Genomic DNA, 20,200 nt, shown 5'->3' with positions numbered 1-20,200 from the left:
ATTTGAATTGCAGACGTGTGCAAAAACCTCCGGGACCGGTCGGTGCTGGTGTGGCCAACTTGTCCACTCCACCCCCCGGAAGAAGGCCTGGGCCTTAGATAGAATCAAGTGCGCAATTTGCACACTCGATCCTTTGCCGACGATACGGCTCGGGCAGGCCATCGTCCCGGCAGCCCTCGAATTCATCACCGGGACAGAAGAGCGCTGGCGTTTGATCCTGGGCGCCTCTTCCCTCCAAAGCCCCTTTGCAACGTTGATGACGAGCGCGAACTTTCGCGATTGATCAAGGTTCAAGTTCTTTTTTTGTATCTCTTCAAGTTCAGGTCTAGGTTCAGGTCTGAGTTCCTTATCGGTTCTGTCTCTGTCTCTGTGTGTCGACACTCTCTCGACAGGCTCTCGACAGGCTGTCATCTGCCACCTCGCATGAGCCGGGAGTTTGCCAAGGCAGACGAGATCGGTTGCACCACGGGATCATCCCACGGCGCCTTGTTCTCTTGCTGTTCAGGTGGCGGAAAGGTCCTCCTTCCCCATTCGGTCTGGAGGAAATCGGCCTCCGCCAGTTCCCGGATTGCGTCGCTGTCGATCTTGGAGATGATTTTCATCGTCCCCTTGGCGTGATCCTTGTTGGTCGCGATGTTGCCTTTGTGCTGGAACCATTTCTTGACGTAGGTCTCCTCCGTCGCCGGATCGTGCAGGACGAGATCTGCGGCAATGATGTTGGCCAGGGCCGCCTGGTATTGCCCCGGCTGCCATTTGAGATCGGCAACGGCGTACCCTTCACGAATGCGACAGCAACCGGCGCTGGTCTGGTGCGGGGAGGACAGAAAGAACAGATGAAGCTGCCGGCCGTCGCCATCGAGCGACAGGAAGGCCGGAGAGGTCCAGAGGGCAGGAGCGATGGGAGCGAAGTCGCGGCTCATTCGACGACCTCGCACTTCATCGCCCGATGAAGTGCGTTATGATGCAGTCGGCATCTCCAACGGACGATCATCGGGGTGTCATAGGAATCGTGGTGGCCGTCGACTTCGGCTGATCCGCATACCTCGCAGGGTTGTTTCGTAACTAAGCCGCGTCTTAAGGCGTTGCGAAGACAGCCGTGTGCCCAGGCAGCCTTGGGATTCCGGGCGGCCCATTTTGCTTGCGGGGAAAGCCGCTTTTCGGTACGGTTGCAATCGTTGCTGCTTTGACTACTGACTTCGCGAAGCTCGCCCTGGCCGGCGAGCTTTCGTGCTTCTTGGGTCTGCTCCATCAGCCTGCCCTCGCCAGTTTAAGGTTGGCGGCGGCAATTGCCTGGCAGGCTTCTTGTGCGGTGAGGCCGAAACGCTCGCGAAGCAGTGGAACGGCGGGCTTCTCACGTTGCCGGCGAGGAGTGGTCGACAGCCAGCGCACAGCCTCATCGATGTTCGGATTGTCCTGGTGATCGATACCGGAGTTGGACATCATGCGGCCTCCTTCACAGGAAGGGCCTTCAGAAAGTTGGAAAGGTCGTCGTTGAGGATGATGGTCCTTCTGCCGGCCTTGCGAGCCGTCAGTTTGCCGAGCTTAATTGCTTCGAAAATCTTGGTGCGGCCGATGCCGGACCGGTCGACTGCTTCATCGATCGTAAAGGCCAATTTGCCGTCGTTCATTAAAGTGCTCCATGACTTGGTGAAGTTCATGGAGCGGTAAAATACTCACGCATTTGCCGAGCGCATCAAGTCTTTCTGAAAATGAAGACGCGATTTCAGCGTGACTTTTTCAAATGGCCCAGGATAGGGGTCACGATCATCACAGCACTGCTCGGGCTCTCTTTCGCAGCTTCAAGCAAAATTTCGACCAGCCGACAGAGAGGCCCTGTCGGCTTCTTATTAACGGGAAGTCCCGCGTCCGTGACAATGAGACCGAGCCGAAGCGCCAGCAGATGGCGCGGGTTTACCTGTTGTCCCTTCGGAAGGTACTTGCGCGCGCGGGGAAGTAATGCGCCAGCGACAACAAGGGCGTCGTAGAGCGTTTTGAGACTGTCGCTGTATTCGGGCGGACTCACTTGTTCGACGACTGTCCCCAGGTTGTTGCCTCTTAGCCAAGCAACATCTTCGATCAGGTCGCTGATGTGCGTCTGCATCCGGGTATAGCGTTTCTCGATTTCACCGCCTTCTGGCTGTGCGTCAGACGCATCCCGCTCTAGAAGATACCATCCGAATTCGCTTTCGATCTTGGCCAGTGGCAGCTCCGGCCAGCACTTCTTGATTTCATCTCGCGTTCTTTTCGGCAGCGGTGCCAGCCAACCCGCGACACTTTGGACCAAGAACTGCTTGCGGGTCATCACTCCGCACCCCGGTGCATCTGTACGATGTTGCTGCCTTCCTGCGGTAGGAGCGGCACGACGGCCGCCGCCGCCATATCTTCCAGGCCATCGGCAATCCACCTGCCATAGTGCCTTTCGATCATCGGCACCGACGTGTCATGCAACGCCGCCACCAATCTGATTGGCAGGTTAGCCCGGATGCCGCGCACGATCGAACTATGCCGCAGGCTGTAGGGGATCACGGCCGGCATCTTTGCCTGCTTCCGAATCTCCTGCCATGGCCGTTGCAGCTCGCTCGCGAACTGCCATGAGCCTCGCCCGGCGCGTTCCCAGCCGATCGAGCCGGCCACCTGTTTGCTGCGCCACCGCTCCAGCAGATTTTCGTCATTGCCCCTGCCTGTGGTCGCGGGCAGCAATGCGTCCAGCACGTCATTGCCTACCGGATGTGGTGTGCTGGCGATCTTGCCGCCACGGCCTTTGCGGGAGCTTGGAACCATCAACCGGCCCTGCCCGCGCTGCACATCGCCGACCTTCATGCGAGCGATCTGCGAAAACCGTGCGCCCGTCGCTGCCAGCACCACAACGAACCGGAATAGGTCGCCATCCCAATTACCTTCTGTGTCGATCTGACGAGCGGCGGCGAGGATGATGCCCACTTGAGCGGCGGAAAGGATCTGATTGTCACGGGCCAGCGGCGCCGCGTCGTCACTGTCAACCTTCTCCGCCTTGAGGCCATGCTTGATGATCGCCGGCAACGTCGGGTCCAGTCGCTCCCGATGCGCGGCATAGGCACCGTTGAGAGCGGCTTTAAGGTCATTAATTAAACGCTGTTCGGTCGAGCTCTTCAATTCCTCGGGCAAACCTTTGCGCCACGTCAGCAGGTCGCTTTCCTTCAACTCGTGTAGGCCGATAGATGCCAGTGGCGCGGCGGGAACCGCCTCCTGCTTGCCGCGCTTGTCCTGCCCGAGCACATATCGCCGCAACCGCTGGCCAGCATCAGAGCGTACCGTGCGGCCCTTCCTTCGGGTGTCTCTGGCGTCACGTTCGGCCACGTAGGTTTCGACGGCAAGCCGAATGGTCAACACTGGACCAGCAGCGGCGGCTTTCGCTTCCTGCCGGGCCGTGGCTATGATTTGGCGGGCTTGTGTTTCCGCTTGGGTGAATGTCAGCAGACCGTCAGCCGGCTTGTCGTTGACATCGTTGGCGGGGCCGACCGGCGCCTGTAGGTAGTTCGCTCCTGCCCCGTGATTGCGCCACCGTGCGAACCAGACGCCACCGCGCTTCCCGCGCCGATACCAAATTGCAGCATCGGCATCGAGACGGCGGGCATACTCCCCTGTCGACAGCTTCGAGCGAGCGCTTGCCGTCGTGATCGGGGCTTCCTTGAGCGTCTTGGCCATCGTGTTTCCGCCTTGCTGCTTTGAAAACGCGTCGAATATACGTCGAATATACGTCCTTGTACATAGGTGAACATCAGCGTATCGGTTACTGAGAAAACAAGGACTTTTGCGCACGTTGGCGGACGCAACGAGTTCGAATTGTCAGCCCTTTCACGGCGGTAACAGGGGTTCGATTCCCCTTGGGCGTACCAGGTTTTTCAGACCTCGGTCTCTCCTTCCCGATTCTACACAGCGAATGCCCGGCAGATTTGGCAGGGCGGCACCGAATCGACAATTTGAGGATCACGGCGTCCGTTGCGGCCGATGCTCAAGCCTGTTGCGGTGACCGCTCGGATTCTCGACCTTGTCGAGCAAACGGGCCGGTGGTTAAATGGACCGTAAGGGAGCGCTCACATGGCAGTTCACCTTTCGGCGGATACACGCGCTCCTGCGGCAACGCCTCCAAAATATCTCTTTGGTCCGCTCGCGGACTTTCTGATGCTTGGCGGCAGCGCATTCCTGATTTTGCCCGTGCTGTATTTCGTGCCGCTGAGATACGAAGGGCTCGTTGCGGCGACGATGCTTTTCCTGGCTTATCTGATCAACTATCCGCACTTCGCCCACTCCTACCAACTCTTCTACCGCAATTTTGGGCGGAAGCTGCGTGGCGACGGATACGACAGGAACCTGCAGATCCGCTACATCTTCGCCGGCATCGTCGTTCCCCTGCTCATGGGCGCATTTTTCGCTTATGGCTCGATAACGGCTAACGCCCGGCTCTTGGGGAATGCAACCAACGCGATGTTCTTTTTCGTGGGTTGGCACTACGTCAAGCAAGGCTACGGCATGTTGATGGTGGATGCCGTCCTGAAGCGCCGGTTCTTCACCGATCCGGACAAGAAAATCCTGCTGGTCAACAGCTATGCCGTTTGGCTGTTCGCGTGGCTTCAGACGAACACGGCGGTCAGCCAGGGAAAATACCTGGGGCTGGAATATTACACGTTTGCCACCCCTGCATGGCTCAATGCGATTGCACTCTCGGCCGCGGCCGCCTCCACGGCTGCCACGGTTGTGATGCTGATCAATCGCTGGACCAGGAATGGCGGCAGCCTGCCATATAACGGCATCATCGCCTACAGCGCGTCGCTATATCTTTGGATTCTGATCGTAAGGACAAACCCGCTCTGGCTGCTCGTAGTGCCGGCGCTCCATTCCTTGCAGTACCTGGCGGTGGTCTGGCGCTATCAGAGCAATGTCGAGCGTGATGCGCGCGATGCCGAAAAAATTCCGCAATCCAGAATCCTGTCGATTCTTGGTCCGGCCTACAGAGTGCGGCTCCTGGAGTTCATTAGTGCTGGCCTCCTCCTTGGCGGTCTGGGTTTCTGGCTGATTCCGACCGCGCTGACCGCCATTGTCCCCTATGACCGGGAGGTCCTTGGGTCGTCGCTGTTCTTCTTCATCGTGTTGATTTTCATCAACGTACACCACTATTTCCTCGACAACGTGATGTGGCGCCGCGGCAACCCCGAGGTGTCGAGATATCTGTTCCGTTAGAGCTTTTTGCGCCCAAGCGGAACCGCTCGGCGTAATGCGTAATGGACCAGGGACGGCTCTAATCCCGTCCCGGACCGACGATCCAGCCGCATCGGGATTTTGGAGGCCTCGCCTCGGAATCGAACCGAGGCTTCCGAGATTTGCAGTCTCTAGCGTAGCCGCTCCGCCACGAGGCCATACGTGCTTTCGTAAAGGGCACACGTTTAAAGATTCTTGATGTCTTGGATAAAAATTTCGACAATCCCGCGCTGGCAAAAGAGCCTGTTACTGGGCGGAATGGAACCGTTCCAAACGTCCTTCGCCGACATGGCAGGGACAGCCCACGTCTAGCTGCCGACCAGCGGCACGGTAACGGTCGTCGCATAATTGATCGGAAAGGCACTGAAGTACGGGAAGTCTATGACGAACGCATAGGCAGCGGTCAGGTGCGCCATGCGAAAGCCGCCGCTCACGGGATCGATGGCGATCGTGACGTTGACATCCTTCAGACCCAGCGCAAGCAGTTTCTGCGTCGCGATCGCCTGGATGTCGGCCTGAGTCAGCGTGTTGTTAAGCTGCAGGGACCGTGCGGACGCCTCCAGCGTGTACCGAACGCTTGAGGCCGAATTCATCGACCAGCCGAAGGCGAAGATTCCGAATAGCAGCATGATGAGGAACGGTGCGATCAGCGCGAATTCGAGCGCGGCTCCGCCCGATCGATCGGCCCTGAAGCCCCTCGCATTACCGAACACGGATCAACTCCTGGTGGCCGACCGTGCTGGGGGCGGAAAAGACGCCGAAGGTGAAGGGCGGGGTCCAGGTGGCCGATGCCTGGATCTGAACAAAGACCGCCGACAACTTCGGTCCGCTGCACAGCGTCGAGGCGTCGACCACCGTCGTCCCGCATTTGTGGATCCGGCTCAGCGTGACCTGTCCGTCGTCCGGCCGCTTCTCCCAGCTCGAAAGGGCAACGGCCTGCGTTGCCGCATCGTCAGTCGACCCAGCCAGCACCAGGTTTGCCGCTGTCTTGACGCCGGCGCGCATCGACAGTGAGCTCGTGACGTATGACCAGCCGTCGACGATGCCGAGCAGCGCCAGGCACAGGAAGGGCAGCACCATCGCGAACTCAACGGCCGCAGCGCCTACCTCATCTTTAAGAATTGAGTACGATCGGCGATCCACGGAAGGTTACTCGACCAGCATCACGGACTGCGCGGCGAAAATATCGCCCATTCCAAGGCTCGTGCAATCCTGATTGATGGTCGCGTTGCCGGACCATTGGATCATGTCGGCGACAACCTGCGTGCACCCGCTTTTGCCGGAGAAATTCCCGAGATAGTTTACCTGCTGCCTGGGGAAGTAGAGCGCGCCGGTCAGCAACGAGGTTGCCGTGCCGTTAAAGGTACTCTGTCCGCCGGTGGCCGTTCTGTCGCCATACATCAGCACGCCCGAGTAACTGCCGGACGTCGGCGCGCTCAGATTGACCGTGGCGTTGCCGTTCATCGACACACGCGAGGCGCCGGCGAGGTAGATGGTGACGCCGTCACCGAAGACGTTGGCGTTCGCATTCACTTTGAAATCGCCCCCCTGGACGACGTAGACCCCAGGCGAAAGGGTGACATCGCCGCTGAGGCTGAGTCCACTGCAGTAGGTCCCCGGCTGGATCGTTTGCGTCGTCTTGTTGCCATTGATATTCTTGCAGGGGTTCGAGGCCGCCGGGGCCGGAAGGCCGGCAAATGGATCCGCGGCAGGCAGCGCCTGGGTGATCGGGGCCGCGCAAACGGTGGTGACGGGATTGCTAAGAGAGACGCCGCCCGCCGTTATCAGGCAATCGACCTGGAGACCCGCCGATCCCTGAAGCTTGATGGCATCCGAGGCGATCGAATTGGCCATCACCGAGCAGCCGGTGAACTTCACGCTGGTGTTGCCAGAAAACAGGGCAGCCTGCGAGGCGGTCGGATCGAGCGCGAGTATGCAGGCCTTCGAAGCATTGGTGATGAGGGCCACGGCCCTCGCCTGTTCTGGAACCTGGGTCTGAGTGAAGATCAGGGTGAACATCCGATCGAGCTTTTGGCCGACGATCACTTCAACCGCTTTCTTGGCCGTGTTCGGTCCGGACGCGGGCGGCGTATTGACGACGATCGTGCCTGCGCCAAGCCCATTCGTCGCGGCCGACTGGGTCGCCGCCGCGACGATCGTCGGCGTATCGGAACCCGAGATCTGCTCCAGCGCGCCGGCATAGGCCGCGGCATCCGCCGTGGCCTGCAGTCTCAAGCTGTTATAGTACCAATAGGAGGTTTCCACGCCAAAACCCGCCGCACCGACAACGATCGGCAGGGTGAGGGCAAAGATGGTGGCGACGTTCGCGGCTCTGCTGCGGCCTATGCCGGCCGCCGTCAGCCGTATCCGGGTGAAGCAGTTGAACACCATGGTCAATTAGAAAGCACGCATATATGAACGAAAGGCTAAAACTTAGGCTCATTTTCGATCAGGGGTGCCATTGTTTGATCGGAGATGCCATCGTCTGATCGGCGTCCGCCGCTTCAGGCGGAAAGAACTGGCACGGACTCACCGTTCGACTCAGCCAACAATTCTCTTTGCACGGCCAGGAAGAACCTGCGTACTTCGTCGCTGGCTGCCGTTCTGTCCCTGCCCGTCCCGACAACGAGATCGAGCAACTCCGTCGCTTTTGCCTTCCAGAACGAGGTGGCGGTCTCGCCATGCAGATTGCCGAGCTTGGCGGCAACTTCCCTGACCAAGAATAGCTGACGATCGATCGGGAACGCACGGACTTTTTCTGGGTACATCTTCCGAACCATGAAACTGACGCAACGAATCAACCATTGCCGAACAAGCAATGGCTAACAGCGAAGGTGGAAACGGAAGCTTAACGGTGACCGGCCGATGCGTCGCGCACGCGAATTGTCATGTACTTTCGAACCCGAACTGGTTCACCCGGCGGCCCTCAGGCCGGCAGTGCTCTCGCCTCGCCGCCGCGCTTGCGCGGCACCATCATGTCGCCGGCCATCAGTCCGGTGACACGGCAGAACGCCATGAACGCCCGGCAGGCGTCTTCGGTCTCGACCACATCCACCGTGGCACCGAAACAGGCATTGAAGGCTTTCTGATACACCGGCCCCTGCCGGCGTGCCGGCCAATCCTGCAGAAAATCGAGCGCCTGCTCGACGCTGTAGATTTCCTCGACGGGCAAGCCGGGGCCTGGTGCGATGCGCACCGGCACCTCGAACTGCAATCTGTCCATTCGACATCTCCCGAACCGGCATCGCCCAAGCAACGCCGTTCGTCGTCAAAAGTTGCTTCGTTCGTTTTGTGCCACGGAAATGTGTCGTCACTGCGGAAAGTCGCCGCTTTGCTGCAGCGGCAAAGGCAAAGCCTGCCGGCACCAGGCGGCCCGGCAGTGGAAAGCAACGCCGCGAAAAACCGGAAAGGCATTGCCTCGGCAAGCGAATATCCGGGCGGCTGAGACCGCATCAGGCAGTTCTTCCTTGAACCTTTCGCCCCCAAGTGCCAAATCTGGTGCCACTTACGCGCCTCACTCCTGCCGCGCGCCACCTTCTATATGGACAAAATGGTCACCTATCTCGACGCCGCCACTGCACCGCTCAGAAACACCGGCCAGATCCGCCTCTATGGCGAGGAAGGCTTTGCCGGCATGCGCAAGGCATGCGACCTCACCGCGCGCTGCCTGGACGAGCTGGTGCCAATGGTCGGTCCCGGCGTCACCACGGACACGATCGACCGTTTCGTCTTCGAGTTCGGCATGGACAACGGCGCGCTGCCGGCCACACTCAACTATCGCGGTTACACGAAATCGTCCTGCACCTCGATCAACCATGTCGTCTGTCACGGCATTCCCGACAACAAGCCGCTGAAGGATGGCGATATCGTTAACATCGACGTGACCTACATCCTCGATGGCTGGCACGGCGATTCCTCGCGCATGTATCCGGTCGGCACGATCAAGCGCGCCGCCGAACGCCTGCTCGAGGTCACCCATGAGTGCCTGATGCGCGGCATCGCCGCGGTCAGGCCGGGCGCGCGCACCGGCGCCATCGGCGCCGCCATCCAGACCTACGCCGAAGCGGAGCGCTGCTCCGTGGTGCGCGATTTCTGCGGCCACGGCGTCGGCCAGCTGTTCCATGATGCCCCAAACATCCTGCATTATGGCAGCGCCAATGAAGGCGTGGAAATGCGCGCCGGCATGATCTTCACCATCGAACCGATGATCAATCTTGGCCGGCCGCATGTGAAAGTCCTGTCGGACGGCTGGACGGCGGTGACGCGCGATCGCTCGCTGTCGGCGCAGTATGAGCACACGATCGGCGTGACCGATACCGGCTGCGAGATTTTCACGCTGTCGCCCAAAAAGCTCGACCGCCCCGGCCTGCCGATTTAGGACGCTGTGGCGAGGGTCTTGAATAGCGGCCTATTTCCAGTGTTTGCGCGGCCGCCAGTCTTCGTCCTCATTCATATCTCGTAGCCAGCGCATTATTTCCCGGCAATTGCGCGGACGGCCATCGCTAACCCTGCCATTGATGCAGGGATCGTAGCGTTCGCGCCGGTAATTGTCGTGCCGTTCCCGATAACGCTCCCGGCGGTCCAGCATGCGCAGGAGCTCCCGGCAGTTATGCGGCTTACCGTCGCTGTAACGGCCGTCTGTGCAGGGATCATCGTATTGGATGAAATGGATCGGGAGGTTCTGATCAGAGCGGCTACCGGCGCGTACGGCATCGATCACCAGGGCAGCCATTGCAGGGCTGAAGCTCAGAAGCAGCCCGGCGGACAGCAGGATACGAACGAGGCTGGGCATCTTGGTTCTCCGATGCGGGGCCATCAATGGCGATGCCGTGAGCTTGCGCGACCCCCATTGCCGCAACATTGCGTCGAGGTCGGTGGCTAACTTATTCCTTGCCGCCGAAAAGACCTCGACCGCCCCCGCCCGCCGTCCTAGTGTTTCGCGGGGATCAGCGATCATTGCTCGGGCTGGATGGGCGGCACATGGCGACACAGGGCGATGACGACGAGCGGAGTTTCTTCTCCGAGGTGCCAGTGCGGCAAGCCACGAAGGCCAGACAGGCTCCCGCCGAAAAGCCTCACTATCTCGGCCACCGTGATCGTCTGCGCGAGCGCTTTGCCTCGGCCGGCCCGGATGCCTTGCCCGACTATGAACTGCTGGAACTCCTGCTTTTCCGCCTGATCCCGCGCGCCGACACCAAGCCGGTCGCGAAGGCGCTGCTGGCCCGCTTCGGCACGTTGGCCGAAGTGCTCGGCGCGCCCGTCGGCCTATTGCAGGAGGTCACGGGCATCGGCCCGACCGTGGCGCTCGAGCTGAAGGTCATCGCGGCGACCGCCCAGCGCATGGCGCGCGGCGAGGTTCAGGGCCGCGAAATCCTCTCGTCATGGCAGCAGCTCCTCGACTATTGCCGCTCGGCCATGGCGTTCGAGGCGCGCGAGCAGTTCCGCATCCTTTTCCTCGACAAGAAGAACGCGCTGATATCAGACGAGGTGCAGCAGACAGGCACGGTCGACCACACGCCCGTCTATCCCAGGGAAGTGGTCAAGCGCGCGCTCGAACTGTCGGCCACCGCGATCATCCTGGTCCACAATCACCCCTCCGGCGACCCGACGCCGTCGCGTGCCGATATCGAGATGACGAAAGAGATCATCGAAGCCGCCAAGCGGCTGGGCATTTCCGTGCATGACCACATCATCATCGGGCGAAAGGGCTATTCCAGCATGAAGGGCCTGCTGCTGATCTAGGTCTTGTATTCGCGAGACGGCAACGCCACGGCGCTGGCGATTATCCTGGCCGGAATTTGAAATCATTCAATTGTGGAAAGAACGATGCTGATGCCGCGCACTCGCGGATCAATCTTCCAGTGGCAACAGCCCAAAAGATCGCCACTCTTCTAAAATCAAGGCCGATCAGTCTTGCAGCTGCCGGCAATCTGGCTGACCGCCTCGTCGAAGCCGGCGAGGTCGAAATCGGCTTGGCCACGCCCCGACAACAATCCGAAGCGCCATGACAGCAGCAGGCGGTTTGCCGGAACGAGGCGCTTGATGCCATCGGCGCCGTCGCGCATCAGCTGCCTGCCGCGCGTGCCGACGGACCAGCTCTCGTCAAATTTGCCGGCGCCGTCGATGGTCACCGACATGGTGATTTTCCGGCTTGCGGAGACCGCGTCGTTCAATTGCAGCCATTCGGTCCAGGCCGGCTCGCCGTCAGCCCGGCAAGCGATGGTCAGCACCGGGCTGTAGCTCAGCGCGCCGCCTCCGGTGATCAGTTTGTTGGTGGCATAGACCGACGCCGTGACGAGGCCGTCATTGGCCGTGTCAAAACGCCAATTCTCCGTACCGGCCCCGGCAGCGCCGCAGGCCAAGGCAAGGAAAAGCACCGTGGCGGCAGCGCGCCTCGTTCCCACGAACACCCCCAACGACATCACCAATTACCTCTGGCCTTCCAACCAACCAGATAATGATCAAGGCTTCGTATCGCCACCGGTGCCCATCAGGAACGAATCCGATGTTGCAGTTTGGCAACGAAAAAAGGCCGCCCGGAGGCGGCCTTTCGGAATTCGCTGCAATGAGCGGCCTATTCGGCGTCCTTGGCGGCCTTCTTTTTCGGCGCGGCCTTTTTCTTCGGCTCTTCCGTCTCGTCAGCGGCATCGCTTGCCTTGGCTTCGGCCTTCTTCGACGCGGCTTTCTTGGCCGGCTTCGCCTTGGCCTTGGTCTCGTCTTCCTCGTCGTCGGCCATCAGCTCTTCCTTGCTGACCTTGACGTCAGTGACCGAGATCTGTTCTAGCAGGTGGTCGACAACCTTCTCCTCGAACATCGGTGCCCTCAGCGCGTTGAGCGCCTCGGGATTACTGCGATAGAACTCGAAGGCTTCCTGCTGCTGGTTGGCCGGGAAGCGGCGAACCTGCTCGAACAGGCCGCGTTGCAGTTCCTCGTCCGAAACCGTGACGCCGGCCTTCTCGCCGATCTCGGCCAGCACCAGGCCAAGGCGCACGCGGCGCTCGGCAAGGCGCATGTATTCGGCGCGCGCATCTTCCTCGGTCGTCTCTTCGTCGGCGAAGGTGCGGCCGGCGGCTTCCAGGTCGCGGTTGACCTGCGCCCAGATGTTGTTGAACTCGGCTTCGACGAGCTTCGACGGCGCTTCGAACGAATAGGCCGCATCGAGCTGGTCGAGCAGCTGGCGCTTGACCTTCTGGCGCGTCATCGAACCGAACTGGTTCTCGATCTGGCCGCGCACGATGTCACGCAGGCGCTCGAGCGATTCCAGGCCAAGGTTCTTGGCGGTCTCGTCGTTGATTTCGAGCTCGCCGGGCTTCGACACTTCCTTGACGGTGACCTCGAAGGTCGCTTCCTTGCCGGCCAGATGCGCCGCCTGGTAGTTTTCCGGGAAGGTCACGGTGATCTGCTTCTCGTCACCGGCCTTGGCGCCGATCAGTTGATCCTCGAAGCCCGGAATGAACTCCTTGGAGCCCAGCACCAGCGGCTGGTCGTTGCCGGCGCCGCCAGCGAAAGCCTCGCCGTCGATCTTGCCGACATAGTCGATCGTGACGCGGTCGCCTTCGGCGGCCTTGCCGGTCTTCGGCTCGTAGCTGCGCGCCGATTCGGCGACGCGCTTGACCTGGTCGTCGATTTCCGAATCCGGAACGTCGAACACCTGGCGCGTCACCTTGATGTCGGAGAAATCCTTGATCTCGATCGCCGGAATGACCTCATAGTTGAGGCGGAACTCGAAGTCGGCGCCGCCGGCCAGGATCTTCTCGGCTTCCTTCTCGTCCTCGGTCATGATGACCTCAGGCTGCATGGCGGCCTTTTCGCCGCGCCCGGTGATGATCGAGCGGGTCGAGTCGTTGAGGATCTCGTTGACCACTTCGGCCATGAACGACTTGCCATAGACCTTGCGCAGGTGCTGCACCGGCACCTTGCCCGGACGGAAGCCGTTGATGCGGACCTTGTTGCGGGCGTCCGACAGCCGCGCCATCAGCTTGGCTTCCATATCACCGGCCGGCACGGTGATCTTGATCTCGCGCTTGAGACCGGAATTGAGAGTTTCGGTGACCTGCATCGTAAAACCTTTGTTTTCACCAATGAGGCTGCCAAACGGCTCCCTGCCGTTCACAGCCTGCCGGTAATTCTTGCCGGGAATGGCTTTTGGTACGGAACCTGGCGATTTGACCGGAAATACGGCTCAAACTCTCCCAAACTGCGTTCCAAAATGTGAATAAGTTCTTGTTTTTCCTACTTCTTATCACATCTTGTAGAAGCGGATCGTCGCGTTCCGTCACATTTGACACGCCTTTTGTCACAGGCGAGCCTAATTTTCAACAGTCTTCGCGTTTAGGCGAATAACCAACATTCCGGCCCTGAGCCGACATCTTGTCTCCGACATTGACAGAATGATGGCTACATGGGATTGCCGGGCCACGCGGGTATGGCGGAACTGGTAGACGCACCAGATTTAGGTTCTGGCGAGAGATCGTGGGGGTTCGAGTCCCTCTACCCGCACCACTTTTTCGCGCTTTGAGCGTCGGGTGGCAGGCCACCCGACGCTCGCTAGACGAAGGAGCGTCCTGCGAGACCTGGCGAAGAGGACCGGCGTCGTTATCGCGCGTCCCACGACCTAATAGAGCGGCTCCTTGAAAAGCGTCTTGTCGCCATCCATCAGCGCCTTGATCTGCGCCGTGCCGTCGGCGGCGAGCGCCAGCTTGATCCCGAACGGGCGCACCCGCATGTCGCTCTGGATCGCCATCCCCTCGCCTTCGGGCAGATAGAAGCGCTCGATGCCGTAATCCGGCGCGATCGTCATGCCTTCGCCGCGAAGATCCCAACCTGCGGCGACATGGCCCGAAATGTCGGCTTCGTCCGCGGCGGCCGGCGTCGGCGCCGTGCCGAACCAGGCGGCGGTCGGCGTCCAGTAGCCGTCGGCGCCCTTCTTCAGCCGGACCACGATCGAGGTGTCGTCGCTGGACTGTTTGTCGGACGCAATGTTGGCGATCATTTTAACCGGTATGCGCGAGATGTCATAGCCGAGGACGATATAGTCGCCGCGCAGCAAGTCGCGCGGATCGACTGGTTGGATCTTCAGCAGCACTTCCTTGCCATTACGCAGGATCGCCGCCCGGCTGGCGATGATCCAACTGAGAAAACCGAGTTGGACGAGCGCCAGCACCAGCGCCGAGATGACAAGCCTCTTCCCGGTCATCATGCCGTGGCTCCCCCAATGGCCGGACCCTTCATGCGTTTTTCCACGCGGATGATGACGATCGCAAGCACGCCCAGCAGCAGCGCGGCGGCAAGGAAGAAGCCGGCGGTGTCGAGCATCGACTGAAGCGTCACGACATAAATGATGGCGAGTTCGAAGGCGAAGCCGAGATAGGCCAGCCAGCGCAGGCCACGGCTCTCACGGCCTGCGAACACGACTGCCGCGACGATCCCCGCCAATGCGACGACCGAAGCGATGGCGAAACCGCTGTTGTAGGTGCTCTCGCCAGCCAGTTCGAACTGGATGATGGCCAGGCCGGTGAGGAAGCCAAGCAGCGCGTGCAGGGGCAAACGACCGCCGAGTTGCACGACCCTGTCGACCGGTTCCGGCGCAAGGGCGGCAGCAGCAAAAAGCGCGACAGAGACGATGACCAGAGGGATCGCTACCGGCAGCGTCGCGTGATCCATGGCCAGGAGCACCAGATAGAAAAGCAGCGACAGGATGATCAGATGCCGCGCCGGCTGGCTGCGGGTCCAGAACGAAACAGCAAACAGCACCACCGCCATGACGACGAAGGCGTGTGGAAACTCGCTACGGCTGTAATAGTCGAACCCTTTCAGGAACAGCCAGGCGTCGGCGATGCCGATCGCTGCCACGGTCAGCGCGTTGGAGCGCAGCGCAACCGCCGCCAATGCCGTGCCGGCGCCCCAGGTGACCAGGGCGGAAGCCTCGTCGCCGGACAAATGGTACATCTGCCCGATCAGCGCGATCGAAGCGCCGAACGCGGCCGCCGCCACGATCCACAGGGCTTCGCCGATCGCCGCATGGTCGCGCGTCTTCAGCACCGCCCCGCCGACATAGCCGCCAAGGATAACGGCGAACAGCGCGGCCACCCGCGCCAGCCGCGGGATCGCTTCCCAATTGGCGGCGACGAAGATCAGGATGGCCGCTCCAAAGAGCAGGGCCGCCATCATCGCGAGGATCGAGCCGAAGCTGAGCGACTGGCGGGCGTTGGCGTCGACGTCACGGACCAGGGAATCGGCTGTGGCGGCGTCGATCAGGCCTGCCTGCCGCCACCGCGCGATATCGGACCTTAATCGTGATGAATAGCCCGCCATTCCCCTTCTCCCCCAGTTGGTCTTTTTTCAGCCGATCAGCCCCAAACCGTTGACGTCGCGGCACTTTCTGATTCTGGCTTCTTTGTGTCGGGTCGGTGAAGCCGCGTTAATGTTGCATTGCACAATTTGCATTGCTGCCATGCAGCCATAGCGCTTTTAAATCGATATGGGTCCCCCTACTTATGGTTCGTACACAAACGGAATGATCCGCAAGAAAGACGAAACGAGAACTACCATGAACCTGATCCGCAACTACCGCAACTGGCGCCGCTACCGGGACACCGTCTCCGAGCTGAGCCGCCTGAGCAACCGTGAACTGACCGACCTCGGCATCAGCCGCAGCGACATCCCTTACGTCGCTCGCAAGGCGGTCTAATCCTTCGGGCCGCGAATGGTCCGAACCAGTTTTGAAAAAGAGAACGACAATGAACTTGATCCGCAACTATCGTAACTGGCGCGTTTATCGCGAGACGGTTACCGAGCTGGGTCGCCTTTCGAACCGCCAGCTGCATGATCTCGGTATCGTCCGCGACGAAATCAAGATCATCGCCCGCCAGGCGATCTAACCAAGGAATTTCGCTGGGGTCGACCTCCTCCCCGACCAAAGCGAATTCGGTCCGCCCTTACCTCCTCCCAAGGGTTGACCATCAAAACGGCGCCCGCCGCACCTCCTCCCGCGGCGGGCGTTGTTCCCCGGGGCAAACGGATTTTGCCCAGAGGCTTCGCCCTCTCTAAAAATGCGAAGAGAATTTCGTCAAAGCCGACCTCCTCCCCGGCGATGACGAATAGGCCTAACCTTCACCTCCTCCCGAAGGTTGGCCACCCAAACCGCGCCCGCCGCACCTCCTCCCGCGGCGGGCGCTGTTTCCCCGGGGCAAACGAATTTTGCCCCAGAGGTTTCGCCCTCTTTAAAAATGCGAAGAGAATTTCGTCTGAGCCGATCTCCTCCCCGGCGATGATGAATACGGTCGGCCTTCACCTCCTCCCGAGGGTCGACCCCCAAAACGACACCCGCCGGACCTCCTCCCCGGCGGGTGTTGTTGTATTCAGGGGCAGGTGTTCCCGACCCAGGCGTTTCGCATTACCGCCACGCGACAATTGCAATCGCTGCGGCAAGCTATTATTCCGGCGGCCATGAGCAAAAATCCAATCCATATCATCGGCGGCGGCCTCGCCGGTTCCGAAGCGGCATGGCAGGCGGCCGAGGCCGGTGTTCCCGTCATCCTGCATGAAATGCGCCCGGTTCGCGGCACCGATGCCCACAAGACCGATGGCCTGGCCGAACTCGTCTGTTCCAATTCCTTCCGCTCCGACGACGCCGAAAACAACGCCGTCGGCCTGCTGCATGCCGAAATGCGGCTGGCCGGCTCGCTGATCATGAGCGCCGGCGACGCCAACCAGGTGCCGGCAGGCGGCGCGCTGGCCGTCGACCGCGATGGTTTTTCCGACGCGGTGACGAAAAAGCTCGAGGCACATCCGCTGATCACCATCGAGCGCGAGGAAGTTCCCGGCCTGCCGCCGGCGGAGTGGGACCAGGCGATCATCGCCACCGGGCCGCTGACCGCGCCATCGCTTGCCCAGTCGATCGCCGAAGCGACCGGCGCCGATGCGCTAGCCTTCTTCGATGCCATCGCGCCGATCATCCATTTCGACACGATCGACATGGATACCTGCTGGTTCCAGTCGCGCTACGACAAGGTCGGGCCTGGCGGCACCGGCAAGGATTATATCAACTGTCCGATGGACAAGGATCAGTACCTCGCCTTCGTGCAGGCGCTGGTCGATGGCCAGAAGACCGAGTTCAAGCAATGGGAAGGCACGCCCTATTTCGACGGTTGCCTGCCGATCGAGATCATGGCCGAACGCGGCGTCGAGACGCTGCGCTACGGACCGATGAAGCCGATGGGCCTCACCAATGCGCACAATCCGACGGTGAAGGCCTATGCGGTCGTCCAGTTGCGCCAGGACAATGCGCTGGGCACGCTCTACAACATGGTCGGCTTCCAGACCAAGCTGAAGCACGCCGAACAGGTGCGCGTGTTCCGCACCATTCCGGGCCTGGAAAACGCCGACTTCGCCCGCCTTGGCGGCCTGCACCGCAACACCTACATCAACTCGCCGACCTTGCTGGACGCCTCGCTGCAGCTGAAGTCGCGACCCGGCCTGCGCTTTGCCGGCCAGATCACCGGCTGCGAAGGCTATGTCGAGAGCGCCGCCATCGGCCTGCTCGCCGGGCGCTTCGCCGCGGCCGAGCGGCTCGGCCATGCACCATCGCTACCGCCGCTTACCACCGCCTTCGGCGCGCTGCTCAACCACATCACCGGTGGCCACATCGTTTCCGACGACGAGCCGGGCAAACGCTCTTTCCAGCCGATGAACGTCAATTTCGGCCTGTTCCCGCCGGTCGAGGCGCCGAAGAGCGAGGGCAAGCGCATGCGCGGCAAGGACAAGACCGTCGCTAAGCGCCACGCCATCACCTCGCGTGCCCTGCAAGACTGCCGTGAATGGCTGGGTGTGCCGGCGCAGACGGCTGAGGCTGCCGAATAAGCTCGCGGCTATCCTACTTTACGCCGAGCGGAGCCGTTCCATGGAAGCAGCCGAGAAACTATCCGTCACCGTCACACCCGCGATGGCACGCATGATCCGCGAAAGGGTCGAGGACGGTTCGTTCGGCTCGGCCAGCGAGGTTATCCGCGCAGCTCTTCGCGCTTTCCAACGCGAAGAAGAGGAACACGCCGAGCGCATGGCCTCGATCAGGGCGCGTGTGAAGGCGTCGATCGAGGATACGAGACCGAACCTTACCGCAGCAGAACTTCGCGGTCGGCTTAAGAAATTCGTAGAGCAATATCCGAGCCGTGTTGATGATTCAGCGGCTTGACGTCGAGTATCGCGAGAGCGCCGGCAACGATCTTACCAACATTTTGAGACACATAGTCGAGGCTGGCGGAAGTCTCGATGCAGCGCTGGGATTTGTGCTGCGCATCGAGATCGCTGACAGAGTATCGGCAATGCCCCTCGGGGCGGTCGCTCGCGCGACGACTTCATGCCGGGACTAAGGACGGTTCCGTTCGAGCACTCGGCCGTCATCGCCTATGTCATCGAGGGCGACAGGGTATATTCATGGTCAACATCTTCTCCGGCGGCCGCGACTACGAAGCGCTGATGCGCGATAGCGACAAACCCTCTTGACCGGACAGCTACTCGGCCGGCTCGGCGGTCGCTGACGGCAAGCCTGGCTTGCCCGCCTCCGCAGGATTTCTCCTGACATAAGCAGCCTTCAGCGTCTCCGACGTGTCGCGCGAGCCGTCATGGCTCCAGCCTGGCGGCTTGATCAGGTAGTTCAGTCGTTCGCTCACTGTCAGCCCCGGCGCGAAGGCATCCCTGAACATGCCGATCCATTCGTGGAACGCCACTTTCAGCGGATTGAAAGTGCCGAGATTTTTCACGATTCCGTAGCGCGGGCGGTCCTCTTCCAACTCCTCGACAAAGGTACCGAACATGCGGTCCCATATGATCAGCGTGCCCGCATAGTTGGCGTCGAGATAGCGCGGGTTGGTGGCGTGGTGGACGCGGTGGTGCGAGGGCGTGTTGAAGATGAACTCGAACCAGTTCCACATCTTGCCGATCGTCTCGGTGTGGATCCAGAACTGCCAGACCAGGTTGAAACCGAAGGTGAAGGCAATCACCGCCGGATGGAAGCCGAGCAGCACCAGCGGCGCCTGCAGCACGAACATGAAGGTGAACAGGCCGGTCCAGCTTTGCCTGAGCGCCGTCGACAAATTGTAGTGCTGGCTGGAATGATGGTTGACGTGCTCCGCCCACACCCAGCGCACCCGGTGCGCGATGCGGTGGTAGACGTAGTAGCGCAGATCATCGAGCAGGAAGGCCGCCAGGAACACCCAAACCGACAGGCCGAGATTGAAGACTCGGAACTGCCACAGCCACAACAGCGCCCAGTAGGACACGACGCCGAGCAGCAGCCCGGCGACGACGTTGCCGGTGCCCATCATCAGGCTGGTCAGCGTGTCGCGGGTCTCGAACGAGCCCTTGGCGCGACCGGTCCGCACCAGCCAGAGCTCGATCAGGATCGCGGCGACGAAAAACGGAATGGCCAGTTGGGTGACCTGCGGAAACTCGTAGCTGTCCATCACGCTGCCTCCTTCCCGGAACTCGTGCCTCGCGGCCCAAGAGCGTTCAGCAAGGCCTGCACGTCGACGGCATTGGCGAAGCGGAAGCGGCCGCCCTTCCAGGTGAAGTCCGTCAGCCGCAGGTGGATCGTGTCCGTCTCGTCGGCATTGGACACAACGACGTCCCGAGGCGTCACGACGCGGGTCAGAAAGCAGTCGCCGATACCGTGGACGATGCCCGTGCGGCCATGGCCAAGATCGAGAAAAGCGGACCGGCCGTCCGCGGTTAGTCGAACCGCGGTCGCAGTCTCGTCGGGAAAGTCCTCTGCGAAACGGCCCATGGCTTGATCCGCGCCGGTCAGAGTGACCATCTTGCTGCCGCCGGTGAAATGCACGGCGGTAACCGACAGCGCGATGCCCAGAACGACGATCACGACCAGCACGGGCAAGCTCATGAACGGGATCTCCTCCGGGCCAGCCTGTCGTCTTAGGCGACAGTTCTCGGCAGGCGGACTTCTTAACAC

At 61.0% G+C, this 20,200-nt stretch carries 25 protein-coding genes and 2 tRNA genes; 9 read left to right on the top strand and 18 right to left on the bottom strand.

The features are described 5' to 3' along the window. Positions 1 to 283: hypothetical protein (locus tag LB557_RS30955; protein ID WP_224713152.1), on the top strand; the 283-nt coding region annotated here is incomplete at its 5' end. A gap of 124 nt (positions 284 to 407) precedes the next feature. On the opposite strand, the gene LB557_RS30950 is transcribed toward LB557_RS30955, so the two are convergent. From LB557_RS30950 to LB557_RS30930, 5 genes are all read right to left on the bottom strand, one after another. After that, complete coding sequence (locus tag LB557_RS30950; protein ID WP_224643967.1) at positions 408 to 920, bottom strand: hypothetical protein; 513 nt, start codon at positions 918 to 920, stop codon at positions 408 to 410. 328 nt (positions 921 to 1,248) lie between these two features. Continuing rightward, entirely contained in the window at positions 1,249 to 1,443 is a 195-nt protein-coding gene (locus LB557_RS30945) for a hypothetical protein (protein ID WP_224643968.1), read from the bottom strand. After that, the gene (locus tag LB557_RS30940) at positions 1,440 to 1,658 is read right to left on the bottom strand and encodes a DNA-binding protein (RefSeq protein ID WP_224643969.1); all 219 of its coding nucleotides are present in this window, start codon (positions 1,656 to 1,658) and stop codon (positions 1,440 to 1,442) included. The genes LB557_RS30945 and LB557_RS30940 overlap by 4 nt, the downstream gene beginning before the upstream one ends. 65 nt (positions 1,659 to 1,723) lie before the next feature. Further along, a complete protein-coding gene (locus tag LB557_RS30935) occupies positions 1,724 to 2,302 on the bottom strand; it encodes a hypothetical protein (protein ID WP_224643970.1) in 579 nt (192 codons plus the stop codon). Next, a complete protein-coding gene (locus LB557_RS30930; protein ID WP_224713151.1) occupies positions 2,302 to 3,684 on the bottom strand; it encodes a tyrosine-type recombinase/integrase in 1,383 nt (460 codons plus the stop codon). Before LB557_RS30930 ends, LB557_RS30935 begins: the two co-directional genes overlap by 1 nt. A 393-nt stretch (positions 3,685 to 4,077) precedes the next feature. Between LB557_RS30930 and LB557_RS30925 the strand changes: the two genes are divergently transcribed. After that, positions 4,078 to 5,217, top strand: coding sequence for a hypothetical protein (locus LB557_RS30925; RefSeq protein WP_140616111.1), 1,140 nt, complete (start codon positions 4,078 to 4,080; stop codon positions 5,215 to 5,217). Between the two features lie 100 nt (positions 5,218 to 5,317). Here the strand turns inward: LB557_RS30925 and LB557_RS30920 are convergent. The 6 genes from LB557_RS30920 to LB557_RS30895 all read right to left on the bottom strand — a co-directional run bounded on the left by LB557_RS30920 (position 5,318) and on the right by LB557_RS30895 (position 8,458). After that, a tRNA-Cys gene (locus LB557_RS30920) sits at positions 5,318 to 5,393 on the bottom strand. A gap of 150 nt (positions 5,394 to 5,543) precedes the next feature. Continuing rightward, entirely contained in the window at positions 5,544 to 5,948 is a 405-nt protein-coding gene (locus tag LB557_RS30915) for a TadE/TadG family type IV pilus assembly protein (RefSeq protein ID WP_140661131.1), read from the bottom strand. Next, the gene (locus LB557_RS30910) at positions 5,938 to 6,378 is read right to left on the bottom strand and encodes a TadE/TadG family type IV pilus assembly protein (protein ID WP_224643972.1); all 441 of its coding nucleotides are present in this window, start codon (positions 6,376 to 6,378) and stop codon (positions 5,938 to 5,940) included. Before LB557_RS30910 ends, LB557_RS30915 begins: the two co-directional genes overlap by 11 nt. Positions 6,379 to 6,384: 6 nt before the next feature. Continuing rightward, on the bottom strand, positions 6,385 to 7,626 hold the full coding sequence (locus LB557_RS30905) for a pilus assembly protein TadG-related protein (protein WP_181166292.1): 1,242 nt from the start codon (positions 7,624 to 7,626) through the stop codon (positions 6,385 to 6,387). Positions 7,627 to 7,739: 113 nt separating this feature from the next. Then, complete coding sequence (locus LB557_RS30900; protein WP_023769988.1) at positions 7,740 to 8,003, bottom strand: DUF6074 family protein; 264 nt, start codon at positions 8,001 to 8,003, stop codon at positions 7,740 to 7,742. A 158-nt stretch (positions 8,004 to 8,161) separates the two neighbouring features. Further along, on the bottom strand, positions 8,162 to 8,458 hold the full coding sequence (locus LB557_RS30895; RefSeq protein ID WP_015317559.1) for a DUF982 domain-containing protein: 297 nt from the start codon (positions 8,456 to 8,458) through the stop codon (positions 8,162 to 8,164). A gap of 327 nt (positions 8,459 to 8,785) precedes the next feature. Here LB557_RS30895 and map point away from each other — a divergent pair, with 327 nt between their 5' ends. Further along, on the top strand, positions 8,786 to 9,613 hold the full coding sequence (gene map, locus LB557_RS30890) for a type I methionyl aminopeptidase (RefSeq protein WP_140716652.1): 828 nt from the start codon (positions 8,786 to 8,788) through the stop codon (positions 9,611 to 9,613). Positions 9,614 to 9,643: 30 nt separating this feature from the next. Here the strand turns inward: map and LB557_RS30885 are convergent, their stop codons facing one another. Next, on the bottom strand, positions 9,644 to 10,027 hold the full coding sequence (locus LB557_RS30885) for a hypothetical protein (protein ID WP_224528017.1): 384 nt from the start codon (positions 10,025 to 10,027) through the stop codon (positions 9,644 to 9,646). Between the two features lie 188 nt (positions 10,028 to 10,215). Here LB557_RS30885 and radC point away from each other — a divergent pair, with 188 nt between their 5' ends. Beyond that, entirely contained in the window at positions 10,216 to 10,977 is a 762-nt protein-coding gene (gene radC / locus LB557_RS30880) for a RadC family protein (RefSeq protein ID WP_140616103.1), read from the top strand. A 155-nt stretch (positions 10,978 to 11,132) separates the two neighbouring features. On the opposite strand, the gene LB557_RS30875 is transcribed toward radC, so the two are convergent. Continuing rightward, entirely contained in the window at positions 11,133 to 11,657 is a 525-nt protein-coding gene (locus LB557_RS30875; RefSeq protein ID WP_224528020.1) for a hypothetical protein, read from the bottom strand. 152 nt (positions 11,658 to 11,809) lie between these two features. After that, a complete protein-coding gene (tig, locus tag LB557_RS30870; protein ID WP_140661129.1) occupies positions 11,810 to 13,294 on the bottom strand; it encodes a trigger factor in 1,485 nt (494 codons plus the stop codon). A 360-nt stretch (positions 13,295 to 13,654) separates the two neighbouring features. On the opposite strand from tig, the gene LB557_RS30865 reads away from it, so the two are divergent. After that, positions 13,655 to 13,737, top strand: a tRNA-Leu gene (locus tag LB557_RS30865). 112 nt (positions 13,738 to 13,849) lie between these two features. Here LB557_RS30865 and LB557_RS30860 read toward each other — a convergent pair. Further along, positions 13,850 to 14,434 carry a GDYXXLXY domain-containing protein gene (locus LB557_RS30860; protein WP_224528023.1) on the bottom strand — a complete coding sequence of 195 codons (585 nt, stop codon included), beginning with the start codon at positions 14,432 to 14,434 and terminating at the stop codon, positions 13,850 to 13,852. After that, positions 14,431 to 15,549 carry a DUF2157 domain-containing protein gene (locus tag LB557_RS30855; protein WP_224643864.1) on the bottom strand — a complete coding sequence of 373 codons (1,119 nt, stop codon included), beginning with the start codon at positions 15,547 to 15,549 and terminating at the stop codon, positions 14,431 to 14,433. The genes LB557_RS30860 and LB557_RS30855 overlap by 4 nt, the downstream gene beginning before the upstream one ends. 235 nt (positions 15,550 to 15,784) lie before the next feature. On the opposite strand from LB557_RS30855, the gene LB557_RS30850 reads away from it, so the two are divergent. The 4 genes from LB557_RS30850 to LB557_RS30835 all read left to right on the top strand — a co-directional run bounded on the left by LB557_RS30850 (position 15,785) and on the right by LB557_RS30835 (position 18,427). Beyond that, positions 15,785 to 15,925, top strand: a complete 141-nt coding sequence (locus LB557_RS30850; protein WP_013531315.1) for a DUF1127 domain-containing protein — start codon at positions 15,785 to 15,787, stop codon at positions 15,923 to 15,925. Positions 15,926 to 15,974: 49 nt separating this feature from the next. Beyond that, positions 15,975 to 16,115, top strand: coding sequence for a DUF1127 domain-containing protein (locus LB557_RS30845; protein WP_013531314.1), 141 nt, complete (start codon positions 15,975 to 15,977; stop codon positions 16,113 to 16,115). Positions 16,116 to 16,683: 568 nt separating this feature from the next. Further along, positions 16,684 to 18,096, top strand: coding sequence for a methylenetetrahydrofolate--tRNA-(uracil(54)-C(5))-methyltransferase (FADH(2)-oxidizing) TrmFO (trmFO, locus tag LB557_RS30840; RefSeq protein ID WP_140661126.1), 1,413 nt, complete (start codon positions 16,684 to 16,686; stop codon positions 18,094 to 18,096). A 40-nt stretch (positions 18,097 to 18,136) separates the two neighbouring features. Further along, entirely contained in the window at positions 18,137 to 18,427 is a 291-nt protein-coding gene (locus LB557_RS30835; protein WP_224643865.1) for a type II toxin-antitoxin system ParD family antitoxin, read from the top strand. Between the two features lie 319 nt (positions 18,428 to 18,746). Here the strand turns inward: LB557_RS30835 and LB557_RS30825 are convergent, their stop codons facing one another. After that, the gene (locus LB557_RS30825; RefSeq protein ID WP_224643866.1) at positions 18,747 to 19,697 is read right to left on the bottom strand and encodes a sterol desaturase family protein; all 951 of its coding nucleotides are present in this window, start codon (positions 19,695 to 19,697) and stop codon (positions 18,747 to 18,749) included. Beyond that, positions 19,697 to 20,131, bottom strand: coding sequence for a hypothetical protein (locus LB557_RS30820; RefSeq protein ID WP_140616091.1), 435 nt, complete (start codon positions 20,129 to 20,131; stop codon positions 19,697 to 19,699). The genes LB557_RS30825 and LB557_RS30820 overlap by 1 nt, the downstream gene beginning before the upstream one ends. Positions 20,132 to 20,200: the final 69 nt, after the last annotated feature.

It is taken from the genome of Mesorhizobium sp. BR115XR7A (assembly GCF_020165315.1).
GTDB lineage: Bacteria > Pseudomonadota > Alphaproteobacteria > Rhizobiales > Rhizobiaceae > Mesorhizobium > Mesorhizobium australicum.
This window is presented reverse-complemented; position numbering and strand designations above follow the sequence as displayed.

Excerpts from the sequence above, each read along its gene's own strand:
- LB557_RS30950 (WP_224643967.1), bottom strand. The coding sequence starts at position 920 with ATGAGCCGCGACTTCGCTCCCATCGCTCCTGCCCTCTGGACCTCTCCG.
- LB557_RS30945 (WP_224643968.1), bottom strand. The coding sequence starts at position 1,443 with ATGATGTCCAACTCCGGTATCGATCACCAGGACAATCCGAACATCGAT.
- LB557_RS30940 (WP_224643969.1), bottom strand. The coding sequence starts at position 1,658 with ATGAACTTCACCAAGTCATGGAGCACTTTAATGAACGACGGCAAATTG.
- LB557_RS30935 (WP_224643970.1), bottom strand. The coding sequence starts at position 2,302 with ATGACCCGCAAGCAGTTCTTGGTCCAAAGTGTCGCGGGTTGGCTGGCA.
- LB557_RS30930 (WP_224713151.1), bottom strand. The coding sequence starts at position 3,684 with ATGGCCAAGACGCTCAAGGAAGCCCCGATCACGACGGCAAGCGCTCGC.
- LB557_RS30925 (WP_140616111.1), top strand. The coding sequence starts at position 4,078 with ATGGCAGTTCACCTTTCGGCGGATACACGCGCTCCTGCGGCAACGCCT.
- LB557_RS30905 (WP_181166292.1), bottom strand. The coding sequence starts at position 7,626 with ATGGTGTTCAACTGCTTCACCCGGATACGGCTGACGGCGGCCGGCATA.
- LB557_RS30900 (WP_023769988.1), bottom strand. The coding sequence starts at position 8,003 with ATGTACCCAGAAAAAGTCCGTGCGTTCCCGATCGATCGTCAGCTATTC.
- LB557_RS30895 (WP_015317559.1), bottom strand. The coding sequence starts at position 8,458 with ATGGACAGATTGCAGTTCGAGGTGCCGGTGCGCATCGCACCAGGCCCC.
- map (WP_140716652.1), top strand. The coding sequence starts at position 8,786 with ATGGTCACCTATCTCGACGCCGCCACTGCACCGCTCAGAAACACCGGC.
- LB557_RS30885 (WP_224528017.1), bottom strand. The coding sequence starts at position 10,027 with ATGCCCAGCCTCGTTCGTATCCTGCTGTCCGCCGGGCTGCTTCTGAGC.
- radC (WP_140616103.1), top strand. The coding sequence starts at position 10,216 with ATGGCGACACAGGGCGATGACGACGAGCGGAGTTTCTTCTCCGAGGTG.
- LB557_RS30875 (WP_224528020.1), bottom strand. The coding sequence starts at position 11,657 with ATGTCGTTGGGGGTGTTCGTGGGAACGAGGCGCGCTGCCGCCACGGTG.
- tig (WP_140661129.1), bottom strand. The coding sequence starts at position 13,294 with ATGCAGGTCACCGAAACTCTCAATTCCGGTCTCAAGCGCGAGATCAAG.
- LB557_RS30860 (WP_224528023.1), bottom strand. The coding sequence starts at position 14,434 with ATGATGACCGGGAAGAGGCTTGTCATCTCGGCGCTGGTGCTGGCGCTC.
- LB557_RS30855 (WP_224643864.1), bottom strand. The coding sequence starts at position 15,549 with ATGGCGGGCTATTCATCACGATTAAGGTCCGATATCGCGCGGTGGCGG.
- LB557_RS30850 (WP_013531315.1), top strand. The coding sequence starts at position 15,785 with ATGAACCTGATCCGCAACTACCGCAACTGGCGCCGCTACCGGGACACC.
- LB557_RS30845 (WP_013531314.1), top strand. The coding sequence starts at position 15,975 with ATGAACTTGATCCGCAACTATCGTAACTGGCGCGTTTATCGCGAGACG.
- trmFO (WP_140661126.1), top strand. The coding sequence starts at position 16,684 with ATGAGCAAAAATCCAATCCATATCATCGGCGGCGGCCTCGCCGGTTCC.
- LB557_RS30835 (WP_224643865.1), top strand. The coding sequence starts at position 18,137 with ATGGAAGCAGCCGAGAAACTATCCGTCACCGTCACACCCGCGATGGCA.
- LB557_RS30825 (WP_224643866.1), bottom strand. The coding sequence starts at position 19,697 with ATGGACAGCTACGAGTTTCCGCAGGTCACCCAACTGGCCATTCCGTTT.
- LB557_RS30820 (WP_140616091.1), bottom strand. The coding sequence starts at position 20,131 with ATGAGCTTGCCCGTGCTGGTCGTGATCGTCGTTCTGGGCATCGCGCTG.